General features: G+C 71.6%; 20 protein-coding genes. 9 read left to right on the forward strand and 11 right to left on the reverse strand.

Translation table 11 applies throughout. The annotated features are described in order from the left end of the window. Positions 1-107 precede the first annotated feature (107 nt). Together PV963_RS39975 and PV963_RS39980 are read left to right on the forward strand one after the other, a co-directional pair. Positions 108-920: an SAM-dependent methyltransferase gene (locus tag PV963_RS39975; protein ID WP_274821327.1), complete on the forward strand. Its 813-nt coding sequence runs from the start codon at positions 108-110 to the stop codon at positions 918-920. Further along, on the forward strand, positions 917-3,061 hold the full coding sequence (locus PV963_RS39980) for a putative bifunctional diguanylate cyclase/phosphodiesterase (RefSeq protein WP_274821328.1): 2,145 nt from the start codon (positions 917-919) through the stop codon (positions 3,059-3,061). Before PV963_RS39975 ends, PV963_RS39980 begins: the two co-directional genes overlap by 4 nt. A gap of 23 nt (positions 3,062-3,084) precedes the next feature. Here the strand turns inward: PV963_RS39980 and PV963_RS39985 are convergent, their stop codons facing one another. Beyond that, positions 3,085-3,969, reverse strand: coding sequence for a LysR family transcriptional regulator (locus PV963_RS39985; protein WP_274821329.1), 885 nt, complete (start codon positions 3,967-3,969; stop codon positions 3,085-3,087). A gap of 119 nt (positions 3,970-4,088) precedes the next feature. Between PV963_RS39985 and PV963_RS39990 the strand changes: the two genes are divergently transcribed. The 5 genes from PV963_RS39990 to PV963_RS40010 all read left to right on the forward strand — a co-directional run bounded on the left by PV963_RS39990 (position 4,089) and on the right by PV963_RS40010 (position 9,244). Continuing rightward, positions 4,089-4,757 (forward strand): succinate dehydrogenase, encoded by a 669-nt coding sequence (locus PV963_RS39990; protein ID WP_274821330.1) that lies wholly within the window; start codon positions 4,089-4,091, stop codon positions 4,755-4,757. Between the two features lie 2 nt (positions 4,758-4,759). Then, complete coding sequence (locus PV963_RS39995; protein ID WP_274821331.1) at positions 4,760-6,709, forward strand: fumarate reductase/succinate dehydrogenase flavoprotein subunit; 1,950 nt, start codon at positions 4,760-4,762, stop codon at positions 6,707-6,709. Further along, positions 6,706-7,455: a succinate dehydrogenase/fumarate reductase iron-sulfur subunit gene (locus tag PV963_RS40000; protein WP_274821332.1), complete on the forward strand. Its 750-nt coding sequence runs from the start codon at positions 6,706-6,708 to the stop codon at positions 7,453-7,455. The genes PV963_RS39995 and PV963_RS40000 overlap by 4 nt, the downstream gene beginning before the upstream one ends. 209 nt (positions 7,456-7,664) lie before the next feature. Continuing rightward, a complete protein-coding gene (locus PV963_RS40005) occupies positions 7,665-8,432 on the forward strand; it encodes a GNAT family N-acetyltransferase (RefSeq protein ID WP_274821333.1) in 768 nt (255 codons plus the stop codon). Continuing rightward, positions 8,432-9,244, forward strand: a complete 813-nt coding sequence (locus tag PV963_RS40010; RefSeq protein ID WP_274821334.1) for a lysophospholipid acyltransferase family protein — start codon at positions 8,432-8,434, stop codon at positions 9,242-9,244. Before PV963_RS40005 ends, PV963_RS40010 begins: the two co-directional genes overlap by 1 nt. A gap of 15 nt (positions 9,245-9,259) precedes the next feature. Here the strand turns inward: PV963_RS40010 and PV963_RS40015 are convergent, their stop codons facing one another. The 9 genes from PV963_RS40015 to PV963_RS40055 all read right to left on the reverse strand — a co-directional run bounded on the left by PV963_RS40015 (position 9,260) and on the right by PV963_RS40055 (position 21,061). Continuing rightward, positions 9,260-11,608: an excinuclease ABC subunit UvrA gene (locus tag PV963_RS40015; protein WP_274821335.1), complete on the reverse strand. Its 2,349-nt coding sequence runs from the start codon at positions 11,606-11,608 to the stop codon at positions 9,260-9,262. A gap of 11 nt (positions 11,609-11,619) precedes the next feature. Next, positions 11,620-12,618, reverse strand: coding sequence for an LLM class flavin-dependent oxidoreductase (locus PV963_RS40020; protein WP_274821336.1), 999 nt, complete (start codon positions 12,616-12,618; stop codon positions 11,620-11,622). A gap of 57 nt (positions 12,619-12,675) precedes the next feature. Beyond that, positions 12,676-14,061 carry an FAD-binding oxidoreductase gene (locus PV963_RS40025; RefSeq protein WP_274821337.1) on the reverse strand — a complete coding sequence of 462 codons (1,386 nt, stop codon included), beginning with the start codon at positions 14,059-14,061 and terminating at the stop codon, positions 12,676-12,678. A 121-nt stretch (positions 14,062-14,182) separates the two neighbouring features. Then, the gene (locus tag PV963_RS40030; RefSeq protein WP_274821338.1) at positions 14,183-15,844 is read right to left on the reverse strand and encodes a helix-turn-helix domain-containing protein; all 1,662 of its coding nucleotides are present in this window, start codon (positions 15,842-15,844) and stop codon (positions 14,183-14,185) included. A 78-nt stretch (positions 15,845-15,922) separates the two neighbouring features. Continuing rightward, positions 15,923-17,101 carry a GTP-binding protein gene (locus PV963_RS40035; protein WP_274821339.1) on the reverse strand — a complete coding sequence of 393 codons (1,179 nt, stop codon included), beginning with the start codon at positions 17,099-17,101 and terminating at the stop codon, positions 15,923-15,925. Between the two features lie 4 nt (positions 17,102-17,105). Continuing rightward, on the reverse strand, positions 17,106-17,276 hold the full coding sequence (gene rpmF / locus PV963_RS40040; protein ID WP_095750490.1) for a 50S ribosomal protein L32: 171 nt from the start codon (positions 17,274-17,276) through the stop codon (positions 17,106-17,108). Positions 17,277-17,386: 110 nt separating this feature from the next. After that, entirely contained in the window at positions 17,387-18,982 is a 1,596-nt protein-coding gene (locus PV963_RS40045) for a cation acetate symporter (RefSeq protein WP_274821340.1), read from the reverse strand. Continuing rightward, entirely contained in the window at positions 18,976-19,422 is a 447-nt protein-coding gene (locus tag PV963_RS40050) for a DUF485 domain-containing protein (RefSeq protein ID WP_274821341.1), read from the reverse strand. The genes PV963_RS40045 and PV963_RS40050 overlap by 7 nt, the downstream gene beginning before the upstream one ends. 430 nt (positions 19,423-19,852) lie before the next feature. Continuing rightward, complete coding sequence (locus PV963_RS40055) at positions 19,853-21,061, reverse strand: right-handed parallel beta-helix repeat-containing protein (RefSeq protein ID WP_274821342.1); 1,209 nt, start codon at positions 21,059-21,061, stop codon at positions 19,853-19,855. A 769-nt stretch (positions 21,062-21,830) separates the two neighbouring features. On the opposite strand from PV963_RS40055, the gene PV963_RS40060 reads away from it, so the two are divergent. Beyond that, on the forward strand, positions 21,831-22,325 hold the full coding sequence (locus tag PV963_RS40060; RefSeq protein ID WP_274821343.1) for an LNS2 domain-containing protein: 495 nt from the start codon (positions 21,831-21,833) through the stop codon (positions 22,323-22,325). 104 nt (positions 22,326-22,429) lie between these two features. Continuing rightward, a complete protein-coding gene (locus PV963_RS40065) occupies positions 22,430-22,675 on the forward strand; it encodes a hypothetical protein (protein WP_274821344.1) in 246 nt (81 codons plus the stop codon). Between the two features lie 33 nt (positions 22,676-22,708). On the opposite strand, the gene PV963_RS40070 is transcribed toward PV963_RS40065, so the two are convergent. Beyond that, positions 22,709-22,924: a dodecin gene (locus tag PV963_RS40070; RefSeq protein ID WP_274821345.1), complete on the reverse strand. Its 216-nt coding sequence runs from the start codon at positions 22,922-22,924 to the stop codon at positions 22,709-22,711. Between the last annotated feature and the right edge of the window lie 101 nt (positions 22,925-23,025).

Raw genomic sequence — 23,025 nt, forward strand, 5'->3', positions numbered from 1 at the left:
GGCAGTGACCGGGAACGGATGGTCAATTTCCGTTTCGGGTCGCTCCATTGGCGGGCGATCAGTAGCCTCTGCTCGAACACCGGATCGCCTACGCCTTGGAGAGATAGATGGAGCGTCCCGCCTGGGCCCCACGGAGCATCGACATCTCGGTGCCCAGCGTCTCCCGGATGTACGACTACTACCTGGGCGGATCGCACAACTTCGAGGTCGACCGGGAAGCGGCCTGCAGGGCCATGGAGTTCATGCCGGGACTCCCCAAGATCATGCAGGCGAACCGGGCGTTCATGCGCCGCGCCGTGCGCTATGCCGCCGACCAGGGCATCAGCCAGTTCCTGGACGTCGGCTCCGGCATACCCACCTTCGGCAATGTGCACGAGGTGGCCCAGGCCGCCCGCCCCGGCGCGCGCGTGGTCTACGTCGACCACGACCCGGTGGCCGTGGCGCACAGCCAGGTGGTTCTCGAGGGCAACGACGACGCGGACGTCGTGGCCGCGGACCTCCGCAAGCCCCAGGAGATCCTGCGCAGCCCCGAGGTGGAGCGGCTGATCGACCTGAATCAGCCAGTGGCGTTGCTCCTCGTTGCCATACTGCACTTCGTGGAAGACGAGGACGACCCGTACGGGGCGGTGGCCGAGCTGGGAGAGGCGCTCGCTCCCGGCAGCCTGCTCGTGCTCACCCATGCCTCGTACGAGGGCATCCCGCTGCCGCCGGAGCGGGCCGGGGGCGCGGTGAACGTGTACCAGGACATCCGCAACCCGCTGATCATGCGCTCGCGCGAGGAGATCGCGCGGTTCTTCAAGGGGTACGACATGGTGGAACCCGGACTGGTGGCGATGCCGCGCTGGCGGCCCGACACCGCGCCGGAGGACGAGGATCCGTATGCGTTCTCCGGTTTCGCGGGCGTGGGGCGTACGGCGTGATCGCGCAACCGGACGGGCCGGAGGACAGACTCCGCCGGTTCGCGACGATCTGGAGCCGGGCCGTCTTCCCGGTGACCTCGACGTCGTCGACCCGGCCCGAGTTCGAGGAACAACTGCTGCCGCTGGCCCGGCGGTTGAGCGAGGCTCTGCTGGCCCGGGCCTTCGACGCCGACGAGGGCAGGGCGGTGGGCGCCGCCCTCGTGGACGCGCACTGCACCGACCCGGAGGCGCTCAGCCGCACGCTGGACTGCGTGGACGCCTACCTGGTCCTGTACTGCGGCGGTGACGGCGACCAGGAGGGCCTGCGGGCGCGTTCCGCACGCCTCCAGCACGCGATGGCCGCCGGCTTCGCGCAGGCGCTGCGCGAACGGACCCTGGCCGAACAGGAGGCCATCGCCCAGGCCGCCCTCCGGGCGCAGGGCGTCGTGGCGCAGGCCCTGCACGCCACCGAGGCCCGCTTCCGGGCGGTCTTCGAGGGCGCGGCCATAGGCATCGGCATGGCCGACCTCGACGGCAACATCCTCCAGGTCAACGGCGCGCTGCTGCGCATGTTCGGGGTCTCCGAGCAGACGATGCGCAGCCGCAACGTCAGGGAATGGACCCACCCCGACGACGCGCCGCAGACCTGGCGGCTCTACGACGAACTCGTGCGCGGCGAGCGTGAGCACTACCACCTGGAGAAGGCGTTCTACCGCCCTGACGGAACGGTCCTGTGGACCAACCTGACCGTCTCCCTGCTGCGGGACGCCGACGGCAGTCCGCAGTACCAGCTCGCGCTCATGGAGGACACCACCGAACGGCGGCTGCTCAATCTGAGGCTGCGCTACGAGGCCACGCACGACGCGCTGACCGGACTGCCGAACCGCACCTTCTTCTTCGAGCGCCTTGAGAAGGCACTGGGCGCCGGGGAAGGCCAGCGGTTCGGCCTGTGCTACCTGGACCTGGACGGCTTCAAGACCATCAACGACAGCCTCGGCCACGCGGCCGGCGACCGGCTGCTGGTGGAGGTCGCCGACCGGCTCCAGTCCTGCGCCACCGCTCCCGGCGAGATGGTCGCCCGGCTCGGCGGCGACGAGTTCGTGGCCCTGACCACGGGCCCCGACACCCAGCGCGAGGTCGACGAGCTCGCCACGCGCATCATGAACGCCCTGCTCGCGCCGATCAGCGTCGACGGCCGGGAGCTGACCGTGCGCGGCAGCATCGGCATCGTCGAGGGCCCGGCCGGGGAGCGCAGCCCGGCGGAGGTGCTGCGCAGCGCCGACATCACCATGTACCGGGCCAAGTCGGCGGGCGGCAACCGCTTCGAGCTCGCCGACCCGGAGGCCGACGCGCGCGCCATCACCCGGCACGGGCTGACCACTGCGCTGCCGACGGCCCTGGAACGGGGCGAGTTCTTCATCGAGTACCAGCCGCTGGTCCATCTCGGTGACGGCAGTGTGCGCGGTGCGGAGGCCCTGGTGCGCTGGCTGCACCCGCAGCACGGGGTGCTCGGCCCGGACCGGTTCATCCCGCTCGCCGAGCACACGGGGCTGATCGTGCCGCTGGGCCGGTGGGTCCTGGAGCAGTCGGTACGTCAGGCCCGCGAGTGGCGCGAACTGCACGGTGGTGTGGAGGCCGTGGGCCCGCTGCGGATCAACGTCAACCTCTCGCCCTGCCAGCTGAGCCACCCCGGCCTGGTCCAGGACACCGTCGACATCCTCGAACGCACGGGCATCGAACCGGACGCCCTCTGCCTGGAGGTCACGGAGTCGGCGCTGATCGGCGCGGACGACGACCTGCTGAAGCCGCTGCGCCGCTTGGCGGAAATGGGCGTCGACATCGCCCTGGACGACTTCGGCACGGGCTACTCCAACCTCGCCAACCTGCGCCGCCTGCCGGTCAGCATCCTCAAGCTGGACCGCTCCTTCACCCAGAGCATGCAGCAGTTCCCGGCCGACCCCGTCGACCTCAAGATCGTCGAGGGGATCGTCTCACTGGCCCACAGCCTGAACCTCGCGGTGACGGTCGAGGGCGTCGAGACGGGAGCGCAGGCCGAGCAGTTGCGGATATTGGGGTGTGACACGGCACAAGGCTGGTACTACGCAAGGCCGGGCCCCCCGGAGCGCCTGCACGAACTGGCACTGGTGGACGCCTCGGGCTGAGCCGGCCTTCTGTACACAACGCCTCACCGCTCGAGCAGCATCCGCTGCAACTCCCGAGCAGCCCGAGGCGGAGCCACATCGCTGCGGTGCGCCAGCGCGATCGTGCGGTGGAGGCCGGGTCTGGCCAGCGGAGTCACCCGCAGACCACGACCCGACCTCGCCGCCACCATCCGCGGCACAACGGCAACCCCCAACCCGGCCCGCACAAAACCCAGCACCGCGTCCATCTCCCCGCCCTCCACCGCGAAATCCGGCTCGAACCCCTCGGCGCGACACGCGGCCACGGTCAGTTCCCGCAGGTCGTAGCCGTGCCGGAACATCACCAGGCGCTCGCCCTCCAGGTCGGCGACGCGCACGGTACGCCGCCCCTGACCGGGCTTCGGCGCGTCGGGGGAGGAGACCACGACGAGATCCTCCCGCAGCAGCTCCACCGTGGTCAGCGCCGGGGACGGCGTCGGCAGGGGCAGCACCACCAGGGCGAGATCCAGCGCGCCGCGTGCCAGCTCCCGCACCAGGTCGTGCGAACCGCCCTCCTCGATCAGCAACTGGATGCCGGGGTAGCGGTCGTGGAAGGCGCGCAGCACGTCCGGCAGCAGGCCCGTGCACAGGCTGGGCGTGGCACCGAGCCGCACCCGCCCCCGCCGCAGCTGCACCAGCTCCAGCACCTCGTGCCGGGCCGTGTCCGCGTCGGCCAGGATGCGCCGGGCCAGCGGGAGCAGGGCCTCACCGGCGTCCGTGAGCGAGATGTTGCCCCGGGCCCGCAGGAACAGATCCGCGCCCAGCTCCCGCTCCAGCGCCTTGATCTGCTGCGACAACGACGGCTGCGCGACATGGACCAGATCGGCGGCCCGGGTGAAGTGCCGGGTCTCGGCGACGGCCACGAAGTACTGGAGCTGCTGGAACTGCATACTCGTACGATAGCCCCAGCCTATGGAATCAAGCTGGACCATGTCTTGGACCGATCGGCTGCGCGTCCGTAGCGTGCTGTTCCATGGCTCTGGCAACGCGGACGGACCGACGGCCGTCCATGGCACGCACCGTGTGGGACTCCACCCTCGGCAAGAAGACCGTGATGGCGGTCAGCGGGCTGATCATGCTGCTGTACCTGGTCGTCCACATGATCGGAAACCTGAAGATCTTCTTCGGGGCCGGCGAGTTCGACCACTACGCCCACTGGCTGCGCACCGTCGGCGAGCCGTTCATGCACTACGAGTGGACGCTGTGGCTGGTCCGGATCGTGCTCGTGGTCGCCGTCGTCGCCCACGCCGTGTCCGCGTACCAGCTCAGCCGCCGCGACATCAGGGCCCGGCCGAGCAAGTACGTGCACAAGAAGCCGCGTGCGAGCTACGCGACGCGCACCATGCGGTGGGGCGGGGTCATCCTCGGGCTGTTCATCGTCTGGCACATCCTGGACCTCACGACCGGCACCGTGCACCCCGGCTTCCGGCCCGGCCACCCGTACCAGAACGTCGTGGACACCTTCTCCACCTGGTACGGCAACGTCATCTACATCGTCGCGATGCTCGCGCTCGGCCTGCACGTCCGGCACGGCTTCTGGAGCGCCGCCCAGACCCTCGGCGCCGGCAGCCGCACCCGCGACCGGGCCCTGAAGACCGTCGCAAACGTCCTCGCGCTGCTGCTCACGGCCGGTTTCATCGCCGTCCCCGTGGGCGTCATGACCGGAGTGGTGAGCTGAAGATGACTTCCTACGCCGACTACGCGACCGGTGAGCCGGTCGTCGACACCAAGGCCCCGTCCGGGCCCGTCAACGAGCGCTGGGACAAGCGCCGCTTCGAGGCCAAGCTGGTCAATCCCGCCAACCGGCGCAAGCACACGGTCATCGTCGTGGGCACGGGACTCGCCGGCGGCTCAGCGGGCGCCACCCTCGCCGAACAGGGCTACCACGTCGTCCAGTTCTGCTACCAGGACTCCCCGCGCCGCGCCCACTCCATCGCCGCGCAGGGCGGCATCAACGCCGCGAAGAACTACCGCAACGACGGCGACTCCATCCACCGGCTGTTCTACGACACCGTCAAGGGCGGCGACTTCCGGGCCCGCGAGTCCAACGTCCACCGGCTCGCGCAGATCTCCGTCGAGATCATCGACCAGTGCGTGGCGCAGGGCGTGCCGTTCGCCCGCGAGTACGGCGGTCTGCTGGACACCCGCTCCTTCGGCGGCGTCCAGGTGTCGCGGACCTTCTACGCCCGTGGCCAGACGGGACAGCAACTGCTGCTCGGCGCCTACCAGGCCCTCAGCCGGCAGATCGCCGCCGGGAACATCGAGATGCACCCGCGTACGGAGATGCTCGACCTGATCGTCGTCGACGGGCGGGCGCGCGGGATCGTGGCCCGGGATCTCGTCACCGGCAGGATCGACACCTACTTCGCGGACGCCGTCGTACTCGCCAGCGGCGGCTACGGCAACGTCTTCTACCTGTCGACGAACGCCATGAACTCCAACGCGACCGCCATCTGGCGGGCGCACCGGCGCGGCGCGTACTTCGCCAACCCCTGCTTCACGCAGATCCACCCCACCTGCATCCCGCGCACCGGCGACCACCAGTCCAAGCTGACGCTGATGAGCGAGTCGCTGCGCAACGACGGCCGCATCTGGGTGCCCAAGGCCAAGGGCGACGACCGCCCGCCGAACGAGATCCCCGAGGACGAGCGCGACTACTACCTGGAGCGCATCTACCCGTCCTTCGGCAACCTGGTGCCGCGTGACATCGCCTCCCGCGCCGCGAAGAACGTCTGCGACGAGGGGCGGGGCGTCGGACCCGGCGGGCAGGGCGTCTACCTCGACTTCGCCGACGCCATCGAGCGCATGGGCCGGGGAGCCGTCGAGGCCAAGTACGGCAACCTCTTCGACATGTACCAGCGGATCACCGACGAGGATCCGTACCGGGTACCCATGCGGATCTACCCCGCCGTGCATTACACGATGGGCGGCCTGTGGGTCGACTACGACCTCCAGACCACCATCCCCGGCCTGTTCGCGATCGGCGAGGCCAACTTCTCCGACCACGGGGCCAACCGGCTCGGCGCCTCCGCGCTGATGCAGGGACTGGCCGACGGCTACTTCGTGCTCCCCGCGACCATCAACGACTACCTCGCCCGCAACCCGCACAAGGACCAGGTCGACACCGGCCACCCGGTCGTCCAGGAAGTGCTGGCCGAGACCGAGGACCGGCTCAACCTGCTGCTGTCCGTCGACGGCGACCGCACACCCGACTCCTTCCACCGCGAGGTCGGCGAGCTGATGTGGGAGTTCTGCGGCATGGCCCGCACCGACTCCGGGCTGCGCAAGGCGCTGGAGCGCATCCCGCAGATCCGTGAGGAGTTCTGGCGGCGCGTCAAGGTGCCCGGCACCGGCGAGGAGTTCAACCAGTCGCTGGAGAAGGCCAACCGCGTCGTCGACTACCTGGAGCTGGCCGAGCTGATGTGCCTCGACGCGCTGCACCGCAGCGAGTCCTGCGGCGGCCACTTCCGCGAGGAGTCCCAGACGCCCGACGGTGAGGCCGCCCGCAAGGACGAGGAGTTCGCGTACGCGGCCGCCTGGGAGTTCAACGGCACCGGCGAGGCTCCGACCCTGCACAAGGAAGACCTGGTCTTCGAGTACGTCCACCCCACCCAGCGGAGCTACGCATGAAGCTCACCCTGCGCGTCTGGCGGCAGCAGAACGCCGATGCCGACGGCACGATGTCCACGTACGAGGTGGACGGCATCTCGCCCGACATGTCGTTCCTGGAGATGCTCGACACGCTCAACGAGGAGCTCATCCTGCGGGGTGAGGATCCGGTGGCCTTCGACCACGACTGTCGCGAGGGCATCTGCGGCGCGTGCTCGCTCGTCATCAACGGCGACGCGCACGGGCCCGAGCGCACGACCACCTGTCAGTTGCACATGCGGTCGTTCAAGGACGGCGACACGATCGACGTCGAACCGTGGAGGGCGTCCGCGTTCCCGGTGATCAAGGATCTGGTCGTCGACCGTTCGGCGTTCGACCGGATCATCCAGGCCGGCGGCTACATCACCGCGCCGACCGGTGCGGCTCCGGAAGCACATGCCACGCCGGTGCCGAAGCCGGACGCCGACTTCGCCTTCGAACACGCCGAGTGCATCGGGTGCGGTGCGTGTGTCGCCGCGTGCCCGAACGGTGCGGCGATGCTGTTCACGTCCGCCAAGATCAACCATCTGAACGTGCTGCCCCAAGGGGCGCCCGAGCGCGAGACACGGGTGCTGGACATGGTGGCGCAGATGGACGAGGAGGGCTTCGGCGGGTGCACCCTCACGGGAGAGTGCGCCACGGCCTGCCCCAAGGGCATTCCGCTCATGTCCATCACCGGCATGAACAAGGAGTGGCTGCGGGCCACGCGGAAGGTGAGCAAGCGGTAGGTCCGCGCAGGTAGAACGTTCGCCGTCCGGTGCGGACGGGCGGGGCCGGTTGGTGCTCACCGGCCCCGTCTCGCCTTTCCGGGCGCCAGGCATTCAACATCCCGGCATCCGCGCTCCTGGCACTGGTCACGCGAAGGTCAGGCGGCATGGGCACAACAGTGGGCGGCGGCACCGCTCGCCGCCCCCCGGCCCGTGACCAGGAGAGAGCCATGACCGGCGTACTGACCGTCGACCGCCCCGCGCAGCCCACGGCCCCCACCCGCTACATCGTCGCCCTCGCCCGGAACGAGGAGGACGTGCGTGCCGCGCAGCGGCTGCGGCACGACGTCTTCGCCGGGGAGATGGGCGCCCTGCTGACCGGCTCGCAGCCGGGGCTGGACGTCGACCCGTTCGACGCGTACTGCGACCACCTGCTCGTCCGCGAGGAGACGACCGGCCAGGTCGTCGGCACCTACCGACTGCTGCCGCCGGAGCGCGCGGCGGTCGCCGGGCGGCTGTACTCCGAGAACGAGTTCGACCTGAGCTCCCTCGCCGGGATCCGGCCGGAACTCGTCGAGGTCGGCCGCTCCTGCGTGCACCCCGACCACCGCGACGGCGCGGTCATCAGCCTCATCTGGGCCGGTATCGCCCGCTACATGGTCGACCGGGGCCACGAGTGGCTCGCCGGCTGCTGCTCCGTCCCGCTCGCCGACGGCGGCACCCTGGCCTCGGCCACCTGGGACCGGGTGAGCGCCAAGCACCTGTCGCCGCAGGAGTACCGCGTCCGGCCGCTGCTGCCGTGGGTCCCGGGCCCCGCGCCCGCCGCCCGCGTCGAACTGCCCGCCCTGCTGCGCGGCTACCTGCGCCTCGGCGCCTGGGTGTGCGGCGAACCGGCCCACGACCCGGACTTCGGCGTCGCCGACCTGTACGTGCTGCTGCCGATGAGCCGGGTCAACTCCCGCTACCTGCGGCACTTCCTGTCCCTCGTCCCCGCCTGATGAGTGCCTGGCTGCCCACCGCGCCCTGCACGCCGCAGGCCTGTGTCGAGGCGTCGGCGGGGGTGACGGCGCGGGTCGTGCCGCGTGCCGTGCTGCGGCTCACCGGGGTCGTCCTGCTGCTGCTCGCGGGGATCGTGCTGTCGCCGCTCGGCGCACGGATACCCGCATCCCTGGTCCGGCGGTGGTGCCGGTGGATCGTGCGGGCCGCAGGGGTCCGGGTCCGTATCACCGGCGCCGCCGTCCCCACCGGCGGACTGCTGCTGGTCGCCAACCACATCTCCTGGCTGGACATACCGCTGCTCGCCGCCGTACGCCCCGCCCGGATGCTGGCCAAGAGCGAGGTACGGCGGTGGCCCGTCGCCGGGCCGGTGGCCGCCCGCGGCGCCCTGTTCATCGAACGGGACCGGCTGCGGGCCCTCCCGGACACCGTCGCCCGTATCGCCCGGGCCCTGCGCGAGGGCGCCGCCGTCGCGGCCTTCCCCGAGGGCAGCACCTGGTGCGGCCGGGCCCAAGGCACCTTCCGCCGGGCCGTCTTCCAGGCCGCCCTGGACGCCGGGGTGCCGGTCCAGCCGGTCCGGATCCGCTACCGGCTCACCGGCGGAACCACCACCACCGCCCCGGCGTTCGTCGGCGACGACAACCTGCTCGCCTCCCTGTGGCGGGTCGCGACGACCCGCGACCTGGTCGCCGAGGTCGAGGTCCGCGCCCCCATCCCCCCGGGCACCCACCCCGACCGCCGCTCCCTGGCCCGCTCCGCACAACAACAGGAGACGGCGGCGCCGGCCTGGACGCACACGGTGCTGGTGGCGTAGAGACCCTGGAGGACTTCAGCGAGAGCCGGACAGTGTGCGTGCCAGATACGGCGCCGTCCGGCTCTCCGCCGAGCGTGCCACCTTCGCCGGCGGCCCGGCTGCCACGATCCGGCCGCCCGCGTCGCCGCCGCCCGGGCCGAGGTCGATGACCCAGTCCGCGCCCGCGACGACGGACATGTCGTGCTCGACGACGATCACGGTGTGCCCGGCGTCGACGAGGCCGTGCAACTGGCGCATCAGGACGTCCACGTCGGCCGGGTGGAGGCCGGTCGTGGGCTCGTCGAGGAGGTAGAGCGTGTGGCCGCGCCGACCGCGCTGGAGTTCGCCGGCCAGTTTGATGCGCTGGGCCTCGCCGCCGGAGAGCTCGGTCGCGGGCTGGCCGAGGCGGAGGTAACCCAGGCCCACGTCGAGCAGGGTGCCGAGGCTGCGGGCGACGGCCGGGGTGTCGGAGAAGAACTCCGCCGCGCTCTCCACCGTCAGGTCCAGCACCTGCGCGATGTTCCGCCCCCGGTACGTCACCTCCAGCGTCTGAGGGTTGTACCGGGCCCCGCCGCAGTCCGGGCAGGGCGCGTACGTGCTCGGCAGGAACAGCAGCTCCACACTGACGAACCCCTCGCCCTGGCAGGTCTCGCAGCGTCCGCCCACCACGTTGAAGGAGAACCGGCCGACGCCGAAGCCCCGTTCGCGTGCCCCGTCGGTGGCCGCGAACATCTTGCGCACGACGTCGAAGAGGCCGGTGTACGTCGCGAGGTTCGAGCGCGGAGTGCGTCCGATCGGCTTCTGGTCGACCGAGACCAGCCGGCCCACCCCGGCCCTCTCCTCGGTGATCTCCCCGATGAGCGTGGACTTGCCGGAGCCGGACACCCCCGTGACCGCCGTGAACACGCCGAGCGGGAACTCGGCGGTCACACCGCGCAGGTTGTGCCGGGTGACCGGGCCGGTCTTCAGCCACCCGCTCGGTTCGCGGACCTCGCGCGCCGGGGCGGGGGAGCGGTCGAACAGGTAGCGGGCCGTCGCCGACTCCCCGACGGCCGCCAGCTCGGCGACCGGGCCGCTGTGCAGCACCCGCCCGCCGTGTTCGCCCGCATGCGGACCCACGTCCACCAGCCAGTCGGCACCGCGGACGACATCGAGGTGGTGCTCCACCACGAACACCGAGTTCCCGGCCACCTTCAGCCGCTCCAGCACGACGAGCAGCGCCTCGGTGTCCGCCGGGTGCAGCCCGGCCGACGGCTCGTCGAGGACGTAGACGACACCGAACAGGCCGGAGCGCAGCTGGGTGGCGAGGCGCAGGCGTTGCAGCTCGCCCGCGGAGAGGGTGGGGGTGGACCGGTCGAGGCTGAGGTAGCCGAGGCCGAGTTCGACGACCGGCGCGATGCGGGAGGTGAGGTCGTCGGTGAGGACCCGGGCGGTCTGCGACGTCGCGTCGAGCGCGGCGGCCAGCTCCACCAGCGGCAGCGCCGCCAACTCGGCGATGGTCCGGCCGCCGAACGTCACCGCCAGGGCCTCGGGCCGCAGCCGGCTGCCCCCGCACGCCGGGCAGGGGGCGCTGCTGAGGAACCGCTCGGCCTTCGCCCGCAGGGCCGGGCTCTTGGAGTCCGAGAACGTCTTCATCACATACCGCCGGGCGCTCATGTACGTGCCCTGGTACGGCCGCTGGATCCGGTCCGCGTCCCGCACCGGGTGCACGGTGACCACCGGCTGCTCGTCCGTGAACAGGATCCACTCGCGATCCTCGGCGGGCAGTTCCCGCCACGGCCGGTCCACGTCGTGGCCGAGGGCGTCGAGGACGTCCCGCAGGTTCTTGCCCTGCCAGGCGCCCGGCCACGCGGCGATCGCACCCTCGCGGATCGACAGCGACGGGTCGGGGACCAGCAGCTCCTCGCTCGTACGGTGGACCCGGCCGAGCCCGTGGCACTCCGGGCAGGCCCCGGCCGCCGTGTTGGGCGAGAAGGCGTCGGAGTCGAGGCGCTCGGCGCCGGGCGGGTAGGTGCCGGCCCGGGAGAACAGCATGCGCAGCGAGTTGGAGAGGTTGGTGACGGTGCCGACCGAGGAGCGCGAGGTGGGCGCCGCCCGGCGCTGCTGGAGCGAGACGGCCGGCGGCAGACCGGTGATCTCCCCGACCTTCGGCGCGCCCACTTGGTGGATCAGCCGGCGCGCGTACGGCGCGACCGACTCGAAGTAGCGCCGCTGCGCCTCCGCGTAGATCGTGCCGAACGCCAGCGACGACTTGCCCGAGCCGGAAACGCCGGTGAACACGGTCAGCACGTCCCGGGGAATGTCGACGTCGATGCCCTTGAGGTTGTGCTCGCGGGCGCCGCGGACACGGACGTACGGGTCGTGGGGGCCGTGAGGGTCGTGCATGGGCAACGACTCTAACCGGAGGTGATCGCGGCCAGCCGCCGGTAGGAGTCCAGCAGCGCCTCGCGGTCGAACGTACTGGTGGTGACCAGGACCTCCTGTGCCCCCGTCTCTTTGAGCACCGTCTCCAGCTCGTGCGCGACCTGCTCCTCGGCGCCGGCGATGTGGCCGGTGAGGCCGGTGTCGTAGAAGCCGCGTTCCTTGGCCGTCATCGTCCGGGACTCGATCCGCTCGGCCGGCTCCAGCGGCGGGAAGGTGCCGTGCGTGCGGGAGTACGCCATCGCCCAGGCCTCCGGGACGAGCAGCCGCCGGGCCTCCTCGGGGGTGGCGGCCACCGCGACCGTGCCCGAGACGACCACGTACGGCTCACTAGCCCAGGGCGAGGGGCGGAAGTGCTCGCGGTAGTGGTCGATGCCGCGCCGCATCTTCTCCCGGTTCCTGAAGTCGCCGATGACCATGGGCAGGCCCGCGCGGGCCGCGATGCCGGCGCCCTCGCCCATGGCCAGGACGAACGGCGGCACGGCCAGCCCTTCGGCGGGACGCGCGTGCACTCCGGTCGGGGAGGTGCCCCGGAACCAGCCGAGCAGCTCCCGCAGTTGGGCCTCGAAGTCCTCGGCGTCCTCCTTGTCGCGGCCCAGGGCCTTGCGCACCCCGTCCGTGAAGCCGACGGACCGCCCCAGACCCATGTCGATCCGCCCGGGGAACAGCGACTCCAGCACCCCGAACTGCTCGGCCACGACCAGCGGCCGGTGGTTGGGCAGCATCACCCCGCCGGTGCCGACCCGGATCGTGCGGGTCGCGGCGGCGACGGCGGCGGCCAGCACGGTCGGCGCGGAACCGGCGACCCCGCGAACCCCGTGATGCTCCGAGACCCACAGCCGGTGGTACCCGAGCCCCTCCAGCTCTCCGGCCAGCCGCACGGTGTCGCGCAGCGCCTCGGGATGCGTGTGCCCCTCGCGGGTGCGGGACCGGTCGAGGACGGAGAACCTGGTCGTCGCGATCACGGAGCTCATACGGGGTTCAACACCGGCGGGCCCCCAGGATTCCTCATCTCGTGATCTGCCTCGTCCTCACGGAGAGATGTTGTGGTTGAGGCGGAACAGGTTGCCCGGGTCGTGGCGCCGCTTCAGCTCCGTCAGACGGGCGTGGTTCGCGCGGTAGTTGACCTGCACCCGGTGCTGGTCGTCGCTGTCCTGGAAGTTGACGTAAGCGCCCTGAAGGGAGTGAGGTTCGAGCGCCCTGTGGAAGGCTCGCACCCAGTCCCTCTGCGCCTCGCAGTCCTCACGGGTCGTGAGGGTCGCGCTGAGCGCGATCGAGAAGTCGGCGTCCCTGTAGGAGAAGGCGGTGGCCTGCGGCCCGACCCGGTGACAGGCACCGTCGAGGGGGAAGCCGATCGTCACGCTCTGCAGGGAAGGTGTCGTGGCGCCGTGCTCGACGAACGCGTCGACGGCGCCGTCCGGCAGGCCCTTGAGGAAGGCGCCCTTCCAGTAGTGGAAGAGCCCCGGGGGCACCAGAGCGTCGAACAGGGTGTTGATCAGCGGATAGGGCATGCGCGCCACGTGCCGGCCCAGTACCGGCCCCAGCCCGGCGACACGGGCGCGGACCTGGTCGTCCTCGGTCTCCGGCCCGGTCCAGCAGGTGATCACGCCACACAGGGGCCGGCCGTGCCAGCGTTCGGGCAGGAACGGCACCGGCGGTCCGAGCCCGACGACGAGCAGCGCGCCGAGCCGCTCGTCGCCCTCGGCGACGAGTTCCCGGTACCGGCGTATCACCTCGCCGTCGAGCGGGTAGAACGTCGGCCCGCCGAGGACGTCCGCCACGGGGTGCAGACGGTAGGCGAACGAGGTGACCACGCCGAAGTTCCCGCCGCCCCCGCGCACGGCCCACAGCAGGTCGGCGTCGTGCTCCTCGGTGCAGGTCAGGAAGGACCCGTCGGCCGTCACCAGGTCCACCGCGACCAGGTTGTCGCAGGCCAGACCGCACCGCCGGGCCAGATAGCCCATACCGCCGCCCGTCGTCAGGCCGCCCACTCCCGTGGTGGAGACCATCCCGCCGGTCGTGGCCAGGCCGAAGGAGTGCGTGGCGTGGTCGACGTCCGCCCAGGTGGCGCCGCCCCCGACCCAGGCCGTGCGCGTCCCGGGGGCGACGCGGACGCCGCGCATCCGCCCGAGGTCGAGGACGACACCGTCGTCGCAGGTGCCATAGCCGGGGACGCTGTGGCCGCCCCCGCGCACCGCGAGCGGCAGCCTCTGGTCGCGCGCGAAGTCCACCGTGGCGATGACGTCACCGGCGTCGACGGCCCTGACGACGATCGCCGGGTGTTTGTCGTGCAGGGCGTTGTAGACCCCGCGGGCCTCGTCGTAGTCCGGGTCGCCGGGCCGGACGATGGCACCGCGCACCGCGCCGCGCAGTCGCTCCAGCAGCCGCTCGTCCAGGGCTGGTGTGGAGGTGGTCATGACCGCCACCCGCCTTCCGTTCGCCGCTTCGGGTACAGCACCTGTCTATGCCTGGCGGCCGGGGCGGCTCATCGCCGGAACCGCCCATCTCCGGCGGACCCGGCATGGGCCGAAAAGCCCATCAGGCGGCCAGTCCGTGCCGGTACGCGTACGCCGTCGCCGCTGCCCGCGAGGACACGCCGAGCTTGGCGAAGATGTTGTTGAGGTGCCGGGCGACGGTGTGCTCGCTGATCACCAGTTCGGCGGCGATGGCCCGGTTCGTGCGGCCCGCCGCGACCAGCCGCAGCACCTGGATCTCGCGCTCGGTGAGCCCGCCCGCCTCCCGTCGGCGCGCGCTGGCCAGCAGAGCGGCGGCCCGGCGGGCGTCCGGTACGGCACCCAGCCGCTGGAACGTCTGCCGCGCGGCCCGTAGCTCCATCCGGGCCCCCTCCTCGTCCCCGGCGGTGCGGTCCACGGCGGCCAGGGCCATCCGCACCTGGGCCGCCTCGTAGGGGACGTCGAGCCCGAGCCAGAGCGCGAGGGCGCGGTGCAGCAGGGGCAGCGCACGGTCCGGGTCACGCTCCGCGAACGCCACCGCGCCGCCCGCCGCAGCGGCGCTCGCGTCCAGCGGCGTTGTCACCGAGCCCCGCCGCCGCTGCCACTCCCGGGCCAACGCGTCGAGTTCCCCGGCCGCCGCGCGGGCCTCCTCCAGCCGGCCGAGCGCGAGGGCAATCTCCACCTGGGCCGCCAGCAGTCTGCACCGCCCGAGGCTGCCGGCCCAGGGCGTCCCCTCGTGACCAGCGAGGGCCGGTCGCAGCATCGCCGCCGCGGCCTGTGCCCTGCCCTGGGTCAGCCGCAGCAGGGCGAGGCCGGGCTGCGGATCACGGCCGAGCTCGTGCGCCCGCGCGTATGCCTCCTCGGCCGCCGCGAGCTCACCGCGGTGCCGCTGGATCTCCCCGGTCACGTAGAAGGCCTCGGCGGCGATCCGCCGCTCGTACGGCAGCAGCTCCTCGCAGGTGCGTAGAGCCTCGGCCACCGCCTCCGGCCAGCTGCCGCGCAGTTCCAGTACCTCCACGCGGTGCACCCGGCACAGCCCGCGATAGTTGTTCTCCGCCGGCATGGCCGCGCACCACCGCATGGCCGCGTCGGTCCACTCGGCGGCGCGTTCGAGGTCGGCACAGGCCATGCACTGCTGGAGCCCCAGGCAGTAGACCCACCCGGTGAAGAAGTTGCTGAGCTCGCCCGCCGCGGCCGAGCACATCGCCTCGTCGAGGAGGTCGAGCCCCTCGGCGACCCGGCCCTGGGCCACCAGAACCCCGGCCTGCGCCTGCACTCCCATCGCGGTCAGGTCCGGGCTGCGGCAGCGCCGGGCGAGATCCGTCATCCGCCGGGCGGCGGCCGTCGCCTCGCCGAACGCGCCGCGCTGCCGCGCATCCTCCGCGTCCATCCAGGCGAGGTAGCACTGCTCGACGCACTCCGGCTCGCCGCCGAGGTGCCGGCGGGCCCGGCGCAGCCAGCCGGCGGCCACGGCCGTGTGCCCGGCCAGTTGATGCTCGTAGAAGAGCATCCAGGCGCAGTACCCGGCCCGCCGGGCGTCGCCCTGTGCCGTGTACCCGGAGTAGGCCCGCATCCGTGCGGTGATCGACTCCTCGACCCGGCTCGTCCACCAGGCGGCATCGGCGAGCGCGGCACAGTCGTCCGGGGCGAGACGGCCGGCGTCCAGGCCGCGCAGGAGGCGGTACGCCTCGGCCCATGCCTCCCGGGCCACGGCGTCTCGTGCCTGCCGCAGCGCGGACTCCGTCACGTGCGGCTCCCTTCGCGCTCTTGCCGAGCGTGACCGCCTCTCACCAGCATAGGCAGGCCGGGGCGCCGCGACCCGGGGTCAGTGAAGGGACACCGGCGGCTGTGCGGCGTGCTCGTGTTCGCAGGTGTCCTCGAAGCCGTACGTGTCCCAGGCGGGGAACGGGTCGGCCGCCGGGACGCTCTCGCCGGGCCGCATCAGGCAGCCGGCCAGCGCGGTGTGCAGGGCGTCATGGTCGAGCTGGGTCCCGATGAACACCAGCTCCTGTGCGCAGGGCGCCTCATGGTCACGCGCGGCGGAGGGCTCGAACCGGGCGACGGACCCGGCCTGCGACCACAGCCCGGTGACGTGTGGGCGGCTCGCCAGGGTGAAGAAGCCCTTCGACCGCAGGATCCGCCCATACGTCCCCGCGTCGAGTCCCTCCGTCACGAAGGTCCACAACCGGCCCGGGTGGAAGGGGAGTTCGGAGCGGAAGACGGTGGAGGAGATGCCGTACTCCTCGGTCTCCGGAACATGGTCGCCGTTGAGCTCTTGCACCCAGCCCGGCGCCTGCTGTGCGCGCTCCAGGTCGAACAGCCGGGTGCCGAGCACCTGGCGGAGGTTCACCCGGCCGTGGGTCGCCGTGACAAGTCGGGCGACCGGGTTCAGCCGGGTCAGGGCCGCCCGCAGCCGGGCCGCCGACTCCTCGTCGACCAGGTCGAGCTTGTTGAGCACCAGGACGTCGGCGAACTCGACCTGGTCGATCAGCAGATCGCTGACCGTGCGCTCGTCGTCCTCGTACGGGGCGAGACCCCGCTCGGCGAGGTCGTCGCCGCTGTCCAGTTCGGCGAGGAAGTTGGCCGCGTCCACGACCGTGACCATGGTGTCCAGCAGGGCCACGTCGTCGAGGGTGGCGCCGTCGTCACGGGCGAAGGCGAAGGTGGCCGCGACGGGCATCGGCTCGGAGATCCCGGACGACTCGATGAGGAGATGGTCGAACCGGCCCTCGCGGGCCAGCCGGTCCACCTCGTCCAGCAGGTCGTCGCGGAGCGTGCAGCAGATGCAGCCGTTGGTCATCTCGACCAGGCGTTCCTCGGTCCGCGACAGGGCGGCCTCGCCGCCGCGCACCAGGGCCGCGTCGATGTTGACCTCGCTCATGTCGTTGACGATGACGGCGACGCGCAGCCCCTCGCGGTTGGCCAGGACATGGTTGAGCAGGGTGGTCTTGCCCGCCCCGAGGAATCCGGAGAGCACGGTGACGGGCAGCCGTTCGTGCGGCATCGGCTCAGCCCTCGGGGCGCAGCAGGCCGCGCTCGTAGGCCTTGACCAGGTTCTGCGGTACGAGGTGACGCACGCCGTCGATCGTGACCGGGACCAGCGTCGGCGTGGCGGCCTTCCACTGGGCGCGGCGGTGACGGGTGTTGCTGCGGGACATCTTCCGCTTCGGGACAGCCATGGGACTCCTCCTCGGTGGACAGGCACCGAGGACGCTACATGAAAATGGATCCCATTAACAATTCGCGTCCCCGGTGCCTGGACACCGATGTCCCGTCCCGGACTGGTGCGTCAGTCGTCGGCGCCCACGAGCATCCTCACCTCGAACTCCTCGTGTGCGCTGCTCTCCTCGGCCGGGCCCTTGTCCAGCACCGTGCCGAGCCAGCCCAGCAGGAAGCCCACGGGGATGGAGACGATGCCGGGGTTCTGCAGCGGGAACCAGGCGAAGTCGGCCTCGGGGTAGAACGAGGCCGGGGCGGAGGAGACGACGGGGGAGAACACGGCGAGCAGGACGGAGCAGAGCAGCCCGCCGTAGAGACTGAGCAGCGCTCCCTTCGCCGTGAAGCGCCGCCAGAACAGGGTGTAGATGATCGTCGGCAGGATCGCGGACGCCGCGATGGCGAAGGCGAGGAACGCGAGCGTCGCGGTGTTCGCCCCCCACGCGACCAGGGCCAGCAGGATGCCGAGGATGCCGATGACCGCCCCGGACAGCCGTGCGACGGTCAGCTCCTCCGTCTCGCTCGCCCGGCCCTTGCGGATCACCTCGCTGTACAGGTCGTGCGCGAGCGACGAGGCCGCGGCCAGGGTGAGGCCCACCGCCACGGCGAGCAGGGTCAGATACGCCAGGCACGTCAGCAGCGCGGTGAAGACGCTGCCGCCCAGTTCGTGCGCGAGCAGCAGGACGGAGGCGTTGCCCGTGCGGTCCGTGCTCTCGATGGCGTCCCGGCCGAGGAGCGCGGTGGCGCCCAGGCCGAGGATGCCGGCCCCGAAGCAGACCGCGCCGACCAGGCCGATGGCCCACAGGACGGAGGAGCGCAGAACGCTGCTGCTGCGCGGGGCGAGCAGCCGCATCAGCACGTGCGGAAGGGCGGCGAGGCCGAGGACGATGGCCAGTTCGAGGCTGAGGAAGTCCAGCTTGTTGCTGACGGTGCCGCCGTAGCGAAGCCCGGGTTCGAGGAAGGTCAGACCGGTTCCGCTGCGGTCGGCCGCCCTTTCGAGCAGCGCGTTGGGATTCCAGTCGAAGCGGTGCAGCACCCAGCCCGCGGTGAACAGCACGCCAGCGATCAGCATCACGGCCTTGATGATCTGGATGACCGTCGCTCCGGGCATGCCCCCCAGGGAGGCGTACAGGATCACGAACGTGCCGATCACGGCCACGCACAGGGTGCGGGTGGTGGCGCTCGGAGCGCCGGTGAACTGCGTCAGCAGGGCGACGCTGCCGACGAGTTGGGCCACCAGGTAGAGGGTCGTGATGGCCAGGATGCAGACGGCCAGCGCCACCCGCACCGGCCGCTGCTGCCGGGGCAGGCGCAGCGCCACCGTGTCGCCCAGGGTGAACTTGCCCGTGCGTTGCAGGGGTTCGGCGATGAGCAGCAGCACCATCATCCAGGCGACGGTGGTGCCGCCGAGGTACATCAGTCCGTCGTACCCGGTCAGGGCGACCAGTCCGGTGCTGCCCAGCAGGGTGGCGGCGGACAGGTAGTCGCCGCACATGGCGAGGCCGTTGCGCAACGGCGACATGGCGCGGTTGCCGAGGTAGAACTCGCTGATCTCGTCGCGCTGAGGCGCCGTCAGCAGTGCCGTGAACAGGGTGATCACGACCACGGTCAGGAACAGGACGAACGTCAGCTGGAGGCTGCTGTCGTCGATGGCGGCGATCGTCACCACGTGCGGAACCCCCTCGTACCGTGCTGGAGGGGCTGCCCGGTCCCTTGGGGCGGCACCGCCGAGCGGGCGCGGCGGTTCTCGTTCTCGTGCTGCCGGGACCTCAGGCCGCGGGCGAGCGGATCGACCCGTGCGCGCATGTGCCGGACGTAGCACCACGCGGTCACACCGATGATGACGAACTGCCCGAGGCCGAGGGTGAGTCCGATCGTGAGGTGGCCGAACAGCGGCTGGTTCATCACCGCGGGCACAAAACTCGACAACAGCACATACAGCAGGAATCCGCCGACGGACAGGATCGTCGCCCGGGTGCCGAACCGGCGCTGCGCGCGACGCAGGGAGTGGAATTCGGGATGGTCGGATATCCGAGACGGCGGAGCGTGTTCGATGTGCGGAAGCGGGAATGTGGGAGTGTCATCCCGTCGCGGTGGAAATTCGGGCACAGGCGCACCTTCTTCGCTGCTTCGTGCCCCGCACTCGACCCCTTCGAATCAGTGGTCTCGTCCGGCTTTCCAGCAGGGTGGAGGGATACCGGACGCACTGTGGGGGTGCGGGCTCTGTGGGGGTCTCGTGAAACTGAAAAACTCGCTGTTCGGATTCACGCGGACGGCCTCGGGGTTCTTGTGGAGATCCCCGACCAGCCCCGGCCACGGGTCGTGGTGAGGCTGAATGCGGAGTATGTCAGTGCGACGCTTGAGCCATCAACTGTGAGGATCAATTGACCGCTGTGCGCGGCTCGTTCACGCCGCCCTCGAAGGGTGGGCGATACGGCGGCGGCATGCGGAAAGGGCTGCCTCGCGAATAGTACGGACCATTTCTCCGGCCAGGCCGTCCCAGCACGCATCGCGCCGTCGGACAGCCCGGCCGACCTGGTCAGAAGCGGGCGCCGACGGCGGTGCCGGACCGGGGGACGAGGAACGCCGGCGCCTTCGGCAGCGAACCGTCCGCCGCCCGGGGGCCGGTGAGCGGGGCCGGGTCGGTGCTCTGCACCGAGGCCGCGTTCCAAGTTCCGCCGATGTTCCAGGAGTTGCCGCTGGCGACGGTCCCGGACCCGACGGCCGCCGGCCGCTGGTCCGCGACGGCGAGGTTGCCGGTGAGCCTGGCGGCTCCGCCCGAGACGTCGGCGTCGAAGCCCGTACCGGCGTTGCCGTACGTGGAGTTGCGGCTCAGGGCGAGGGAGCCCGGGTTGCCGTTGTCGGTGAAGCCGTGCTTGGCGTTCTCGAACGATGCGCTGTTGCGGACGGTGTGGGACACCGCCGGGGCCGGGCTGCCCCCGCCGAGCTTGAAGCCGTTCCCGTCGCCCGCGAAGTCGGGGAAGTTCCAGCGGTTGAAGCCGTTGCCGTACGCCACGGTGTTCTCGATCGTGACCGGGGAGGCGAACTCCCAGGCGTCGAAGCCGTCGTCGACGTTGTTCCACAGCCGGGCGCCGCGCACCACGTTGCCCGCACCGCTGCCCTCCTTGATGGCCAGGCCGTCGGCGCTCTCGCCGTTCTTGCGGGGGTCGCGGTTGCCGTAACTGTCCAGGTTCAGGATCTGGTTGTCGCTGGAGGCGCCCTGGAGCTGGAAGCCGGACTCGTAGTTGTCGTGCGTGCTCAGGCGCGCGAAGACGTTGCCGTTGCAGCCGTCGCAGTACACGCCGTACGGGCCGTTGACGATCTCCAGACCCGAGATCCGCCAGTGCGACGCCTCCATGTGGATCGCCCCGCGCTCGGCACGCGGGATACTGCCGCCGACCGGGGTGTGGCTGGCGGGCAGCTTCTCCCCGTCGACGACCACACGCTCGCCCGGGTGGGGCGAGAGGGTGATGGGCTGGGACGCGGTCCCCGAAGTGGTGATGGTGATGTTGTCCGTGAGGGCGTACGTCCCGCCGCGCACGCTGATGGTGTCACCGGGCCGCGCCAGGTCCACGGCCCGCTGGATGGTCCTCAGCGGCCGGGCGAGCGTGCCGGGGCCGGAGTCGTCCCCGTTCGGCGCCACGACCAGGGTCGCACCCGCGGCGGCCGCCGACCCCGCCGGCCCGGCCAGCGCCATGGCCAGCGCGGCCCCCGTCATCGCCACCGACCAGATCCCTGCGTTGCGCATATGGCCTCCTGCCTGTGCCTGTGCCTGTGTGGGTGTTGCAGAGCAGTGGCCGCCCGGGGGGTGAAGGTTGCCGGGGTACGGGACGAGGGGCGCGGGCGCGCAGGCCGCGGCAAGGCTGCCGGGCGTCGTCGGCGGGGGTGGGGGTGGGGTGACGGGCCGGCCTGGGCACGGCCCCGCGTTCCTGCGGACCGGGAGCCGGGCAGGGGACTCGCCGCCGGGTGGCGGGCTGGCCGTGGGCGCGGCCCGGTTCTCGGGGCGTGGGCTGGGGACGGGGACGGGGTGGGGCGAGGGACCGGCTTCGGCCATGGCCTCTTGTTGCGGCGGATCGGGAGCTGGGCAGGGGACTGGCGGGCCGGGCGTGGGCCCAGCCGGCCAACTCCTGCGGGCCGGGGCCTGGGGCGGGGCGACGGCTCGGTTCCCGGCGAGGCACCGCGTTGTCGAGGACCGGGAGCTGGGCGGCGGACTGGCCGGTCGGGTGGCGGGTCGGGCATGGGCGGGGCCTCGTTTCCGCGGGGTGGGTGAGGGGCCGCCGGCTTCGGACATGGCCTCGTGTTGCTGCGGATCGGGAGCCGGGCAGTGGGGTCGCCGGTCAGGTGGAGGGCCGGGCATGGGTACGCCCCACGTTCCCGAGGACAGGACCCGCGCAGCGGACTCGCCCCCGCGGCGCCCCCGACACTCATACGGCCGGCACTCATACGGCAGGCGCTCATACGGCCGGGCCTGCCCGGGCCGGCGACGCGAACCGCCGGACGGCCCTAGGGTGGGCCGCGTGAATGACGACCGCAGCAAGGCCCCGCTGGCCGTGTTCGATCTGGACAACACCCTCGCCGACACCGCGCACCGGCAGCGGTTCCTGGAGCGCAGGCCGCGGGACTGGGACGGCTTCTTCTCGGCGGCGCCGCAGGACCCGCCGCTCCCGGAGGGCATCGCGCTGGTCAAGGAGAGCGCGCGGGAGTGCGAGATCGTCTACCTCACCGGGCGGCCCGAGCGCTGCCGGCGCGACACGCTCGACTGGCTCGCCGCGCAGGAGCTGCCCGAGGGACGGGTGTACATGCGGCGCGACGCCGATCGCCGGCCCGCCCGGTTCACCAAGCTGGAGATCCTGCGGCGGCTCGCTCGCACGCGCGAGGTCCGTGTCCTCGTGGACGACGACGAACTGGTCTGCGAGGACGCCCGGCGCGCGGGCTTCACCGTCGTACGGGCCAACTGGGCCGCCCGGTCCGCCGAGCTGAAGGTGGCGCAGGAGCGGGAAGGGCGGACCTGAGAGCACGAGTTGGCGGAGTGTTTACCTCCGCCAGGTATCTCCATGCCAGGAACCAGGACGTACCGGCGCACTCGTGCCCGGACGGCGGACATACGGGGGATGCCATGAAGGGAAGCCGTAAGGGCGCGCTCGCGGCGGCGGCGCTCGTCGGCGCGTTGCTGCTCACCGGCTGCGCGAAGCCCGACCGGAGCGAGATCGTCACCTGGACCGACGAACACGGCCGGGCCTGCACCGGCGTGGCGATCGTCGACTCCGAGGACGGCGACCGGGAGGTGAGCAGCATCGACTGCGACTACCCGCCGGAGGGCGAGCGGCCGGGCCGTTCCACCTCGGCACCCCTGCCGGACTGAGTCGGCCGTTCGGAGGACGCCGGAGGACCCGGACTACTCGGCCTCCTCCAGCCGGAAGCCCACCTTCAGCCCCACCTGCCAGTGCGCGATCCGCCCGTCCTCGAGCTGGCCGCGCACCTGCGTCACCTCGAACCAGTCCAGGTTGCGCAGGGTCACCGATGCCCGGCCGATGCCGTTGCGGATGGCCTGGTCGACGCCGTCGGGGGAGGTGCCGACGATCTCCGTGACCCGGTAGGTGTGGTTCGTCATTCCGCTGCTCCTCTTCAGTGACGGGCGTGTCACACGTCACTCCACCGTGCCCCAAGCGGCGGCGAAGCGCGAGACGTCGCCTCCCGCCCCGCCGCCGTTCA

Origin of the sequence: Streptomyces coeruleorubidus (genome assembly GCF_028885415.1) — a bacterium.
In the GTDB taxonomy this organism is placed as follows: Bacteria; Actinomycetota; Actinomycetes; order Streptomycetales; family Streptomycetaceae; genus Streptomyces; species Streptomyces coeruleorubidus_A.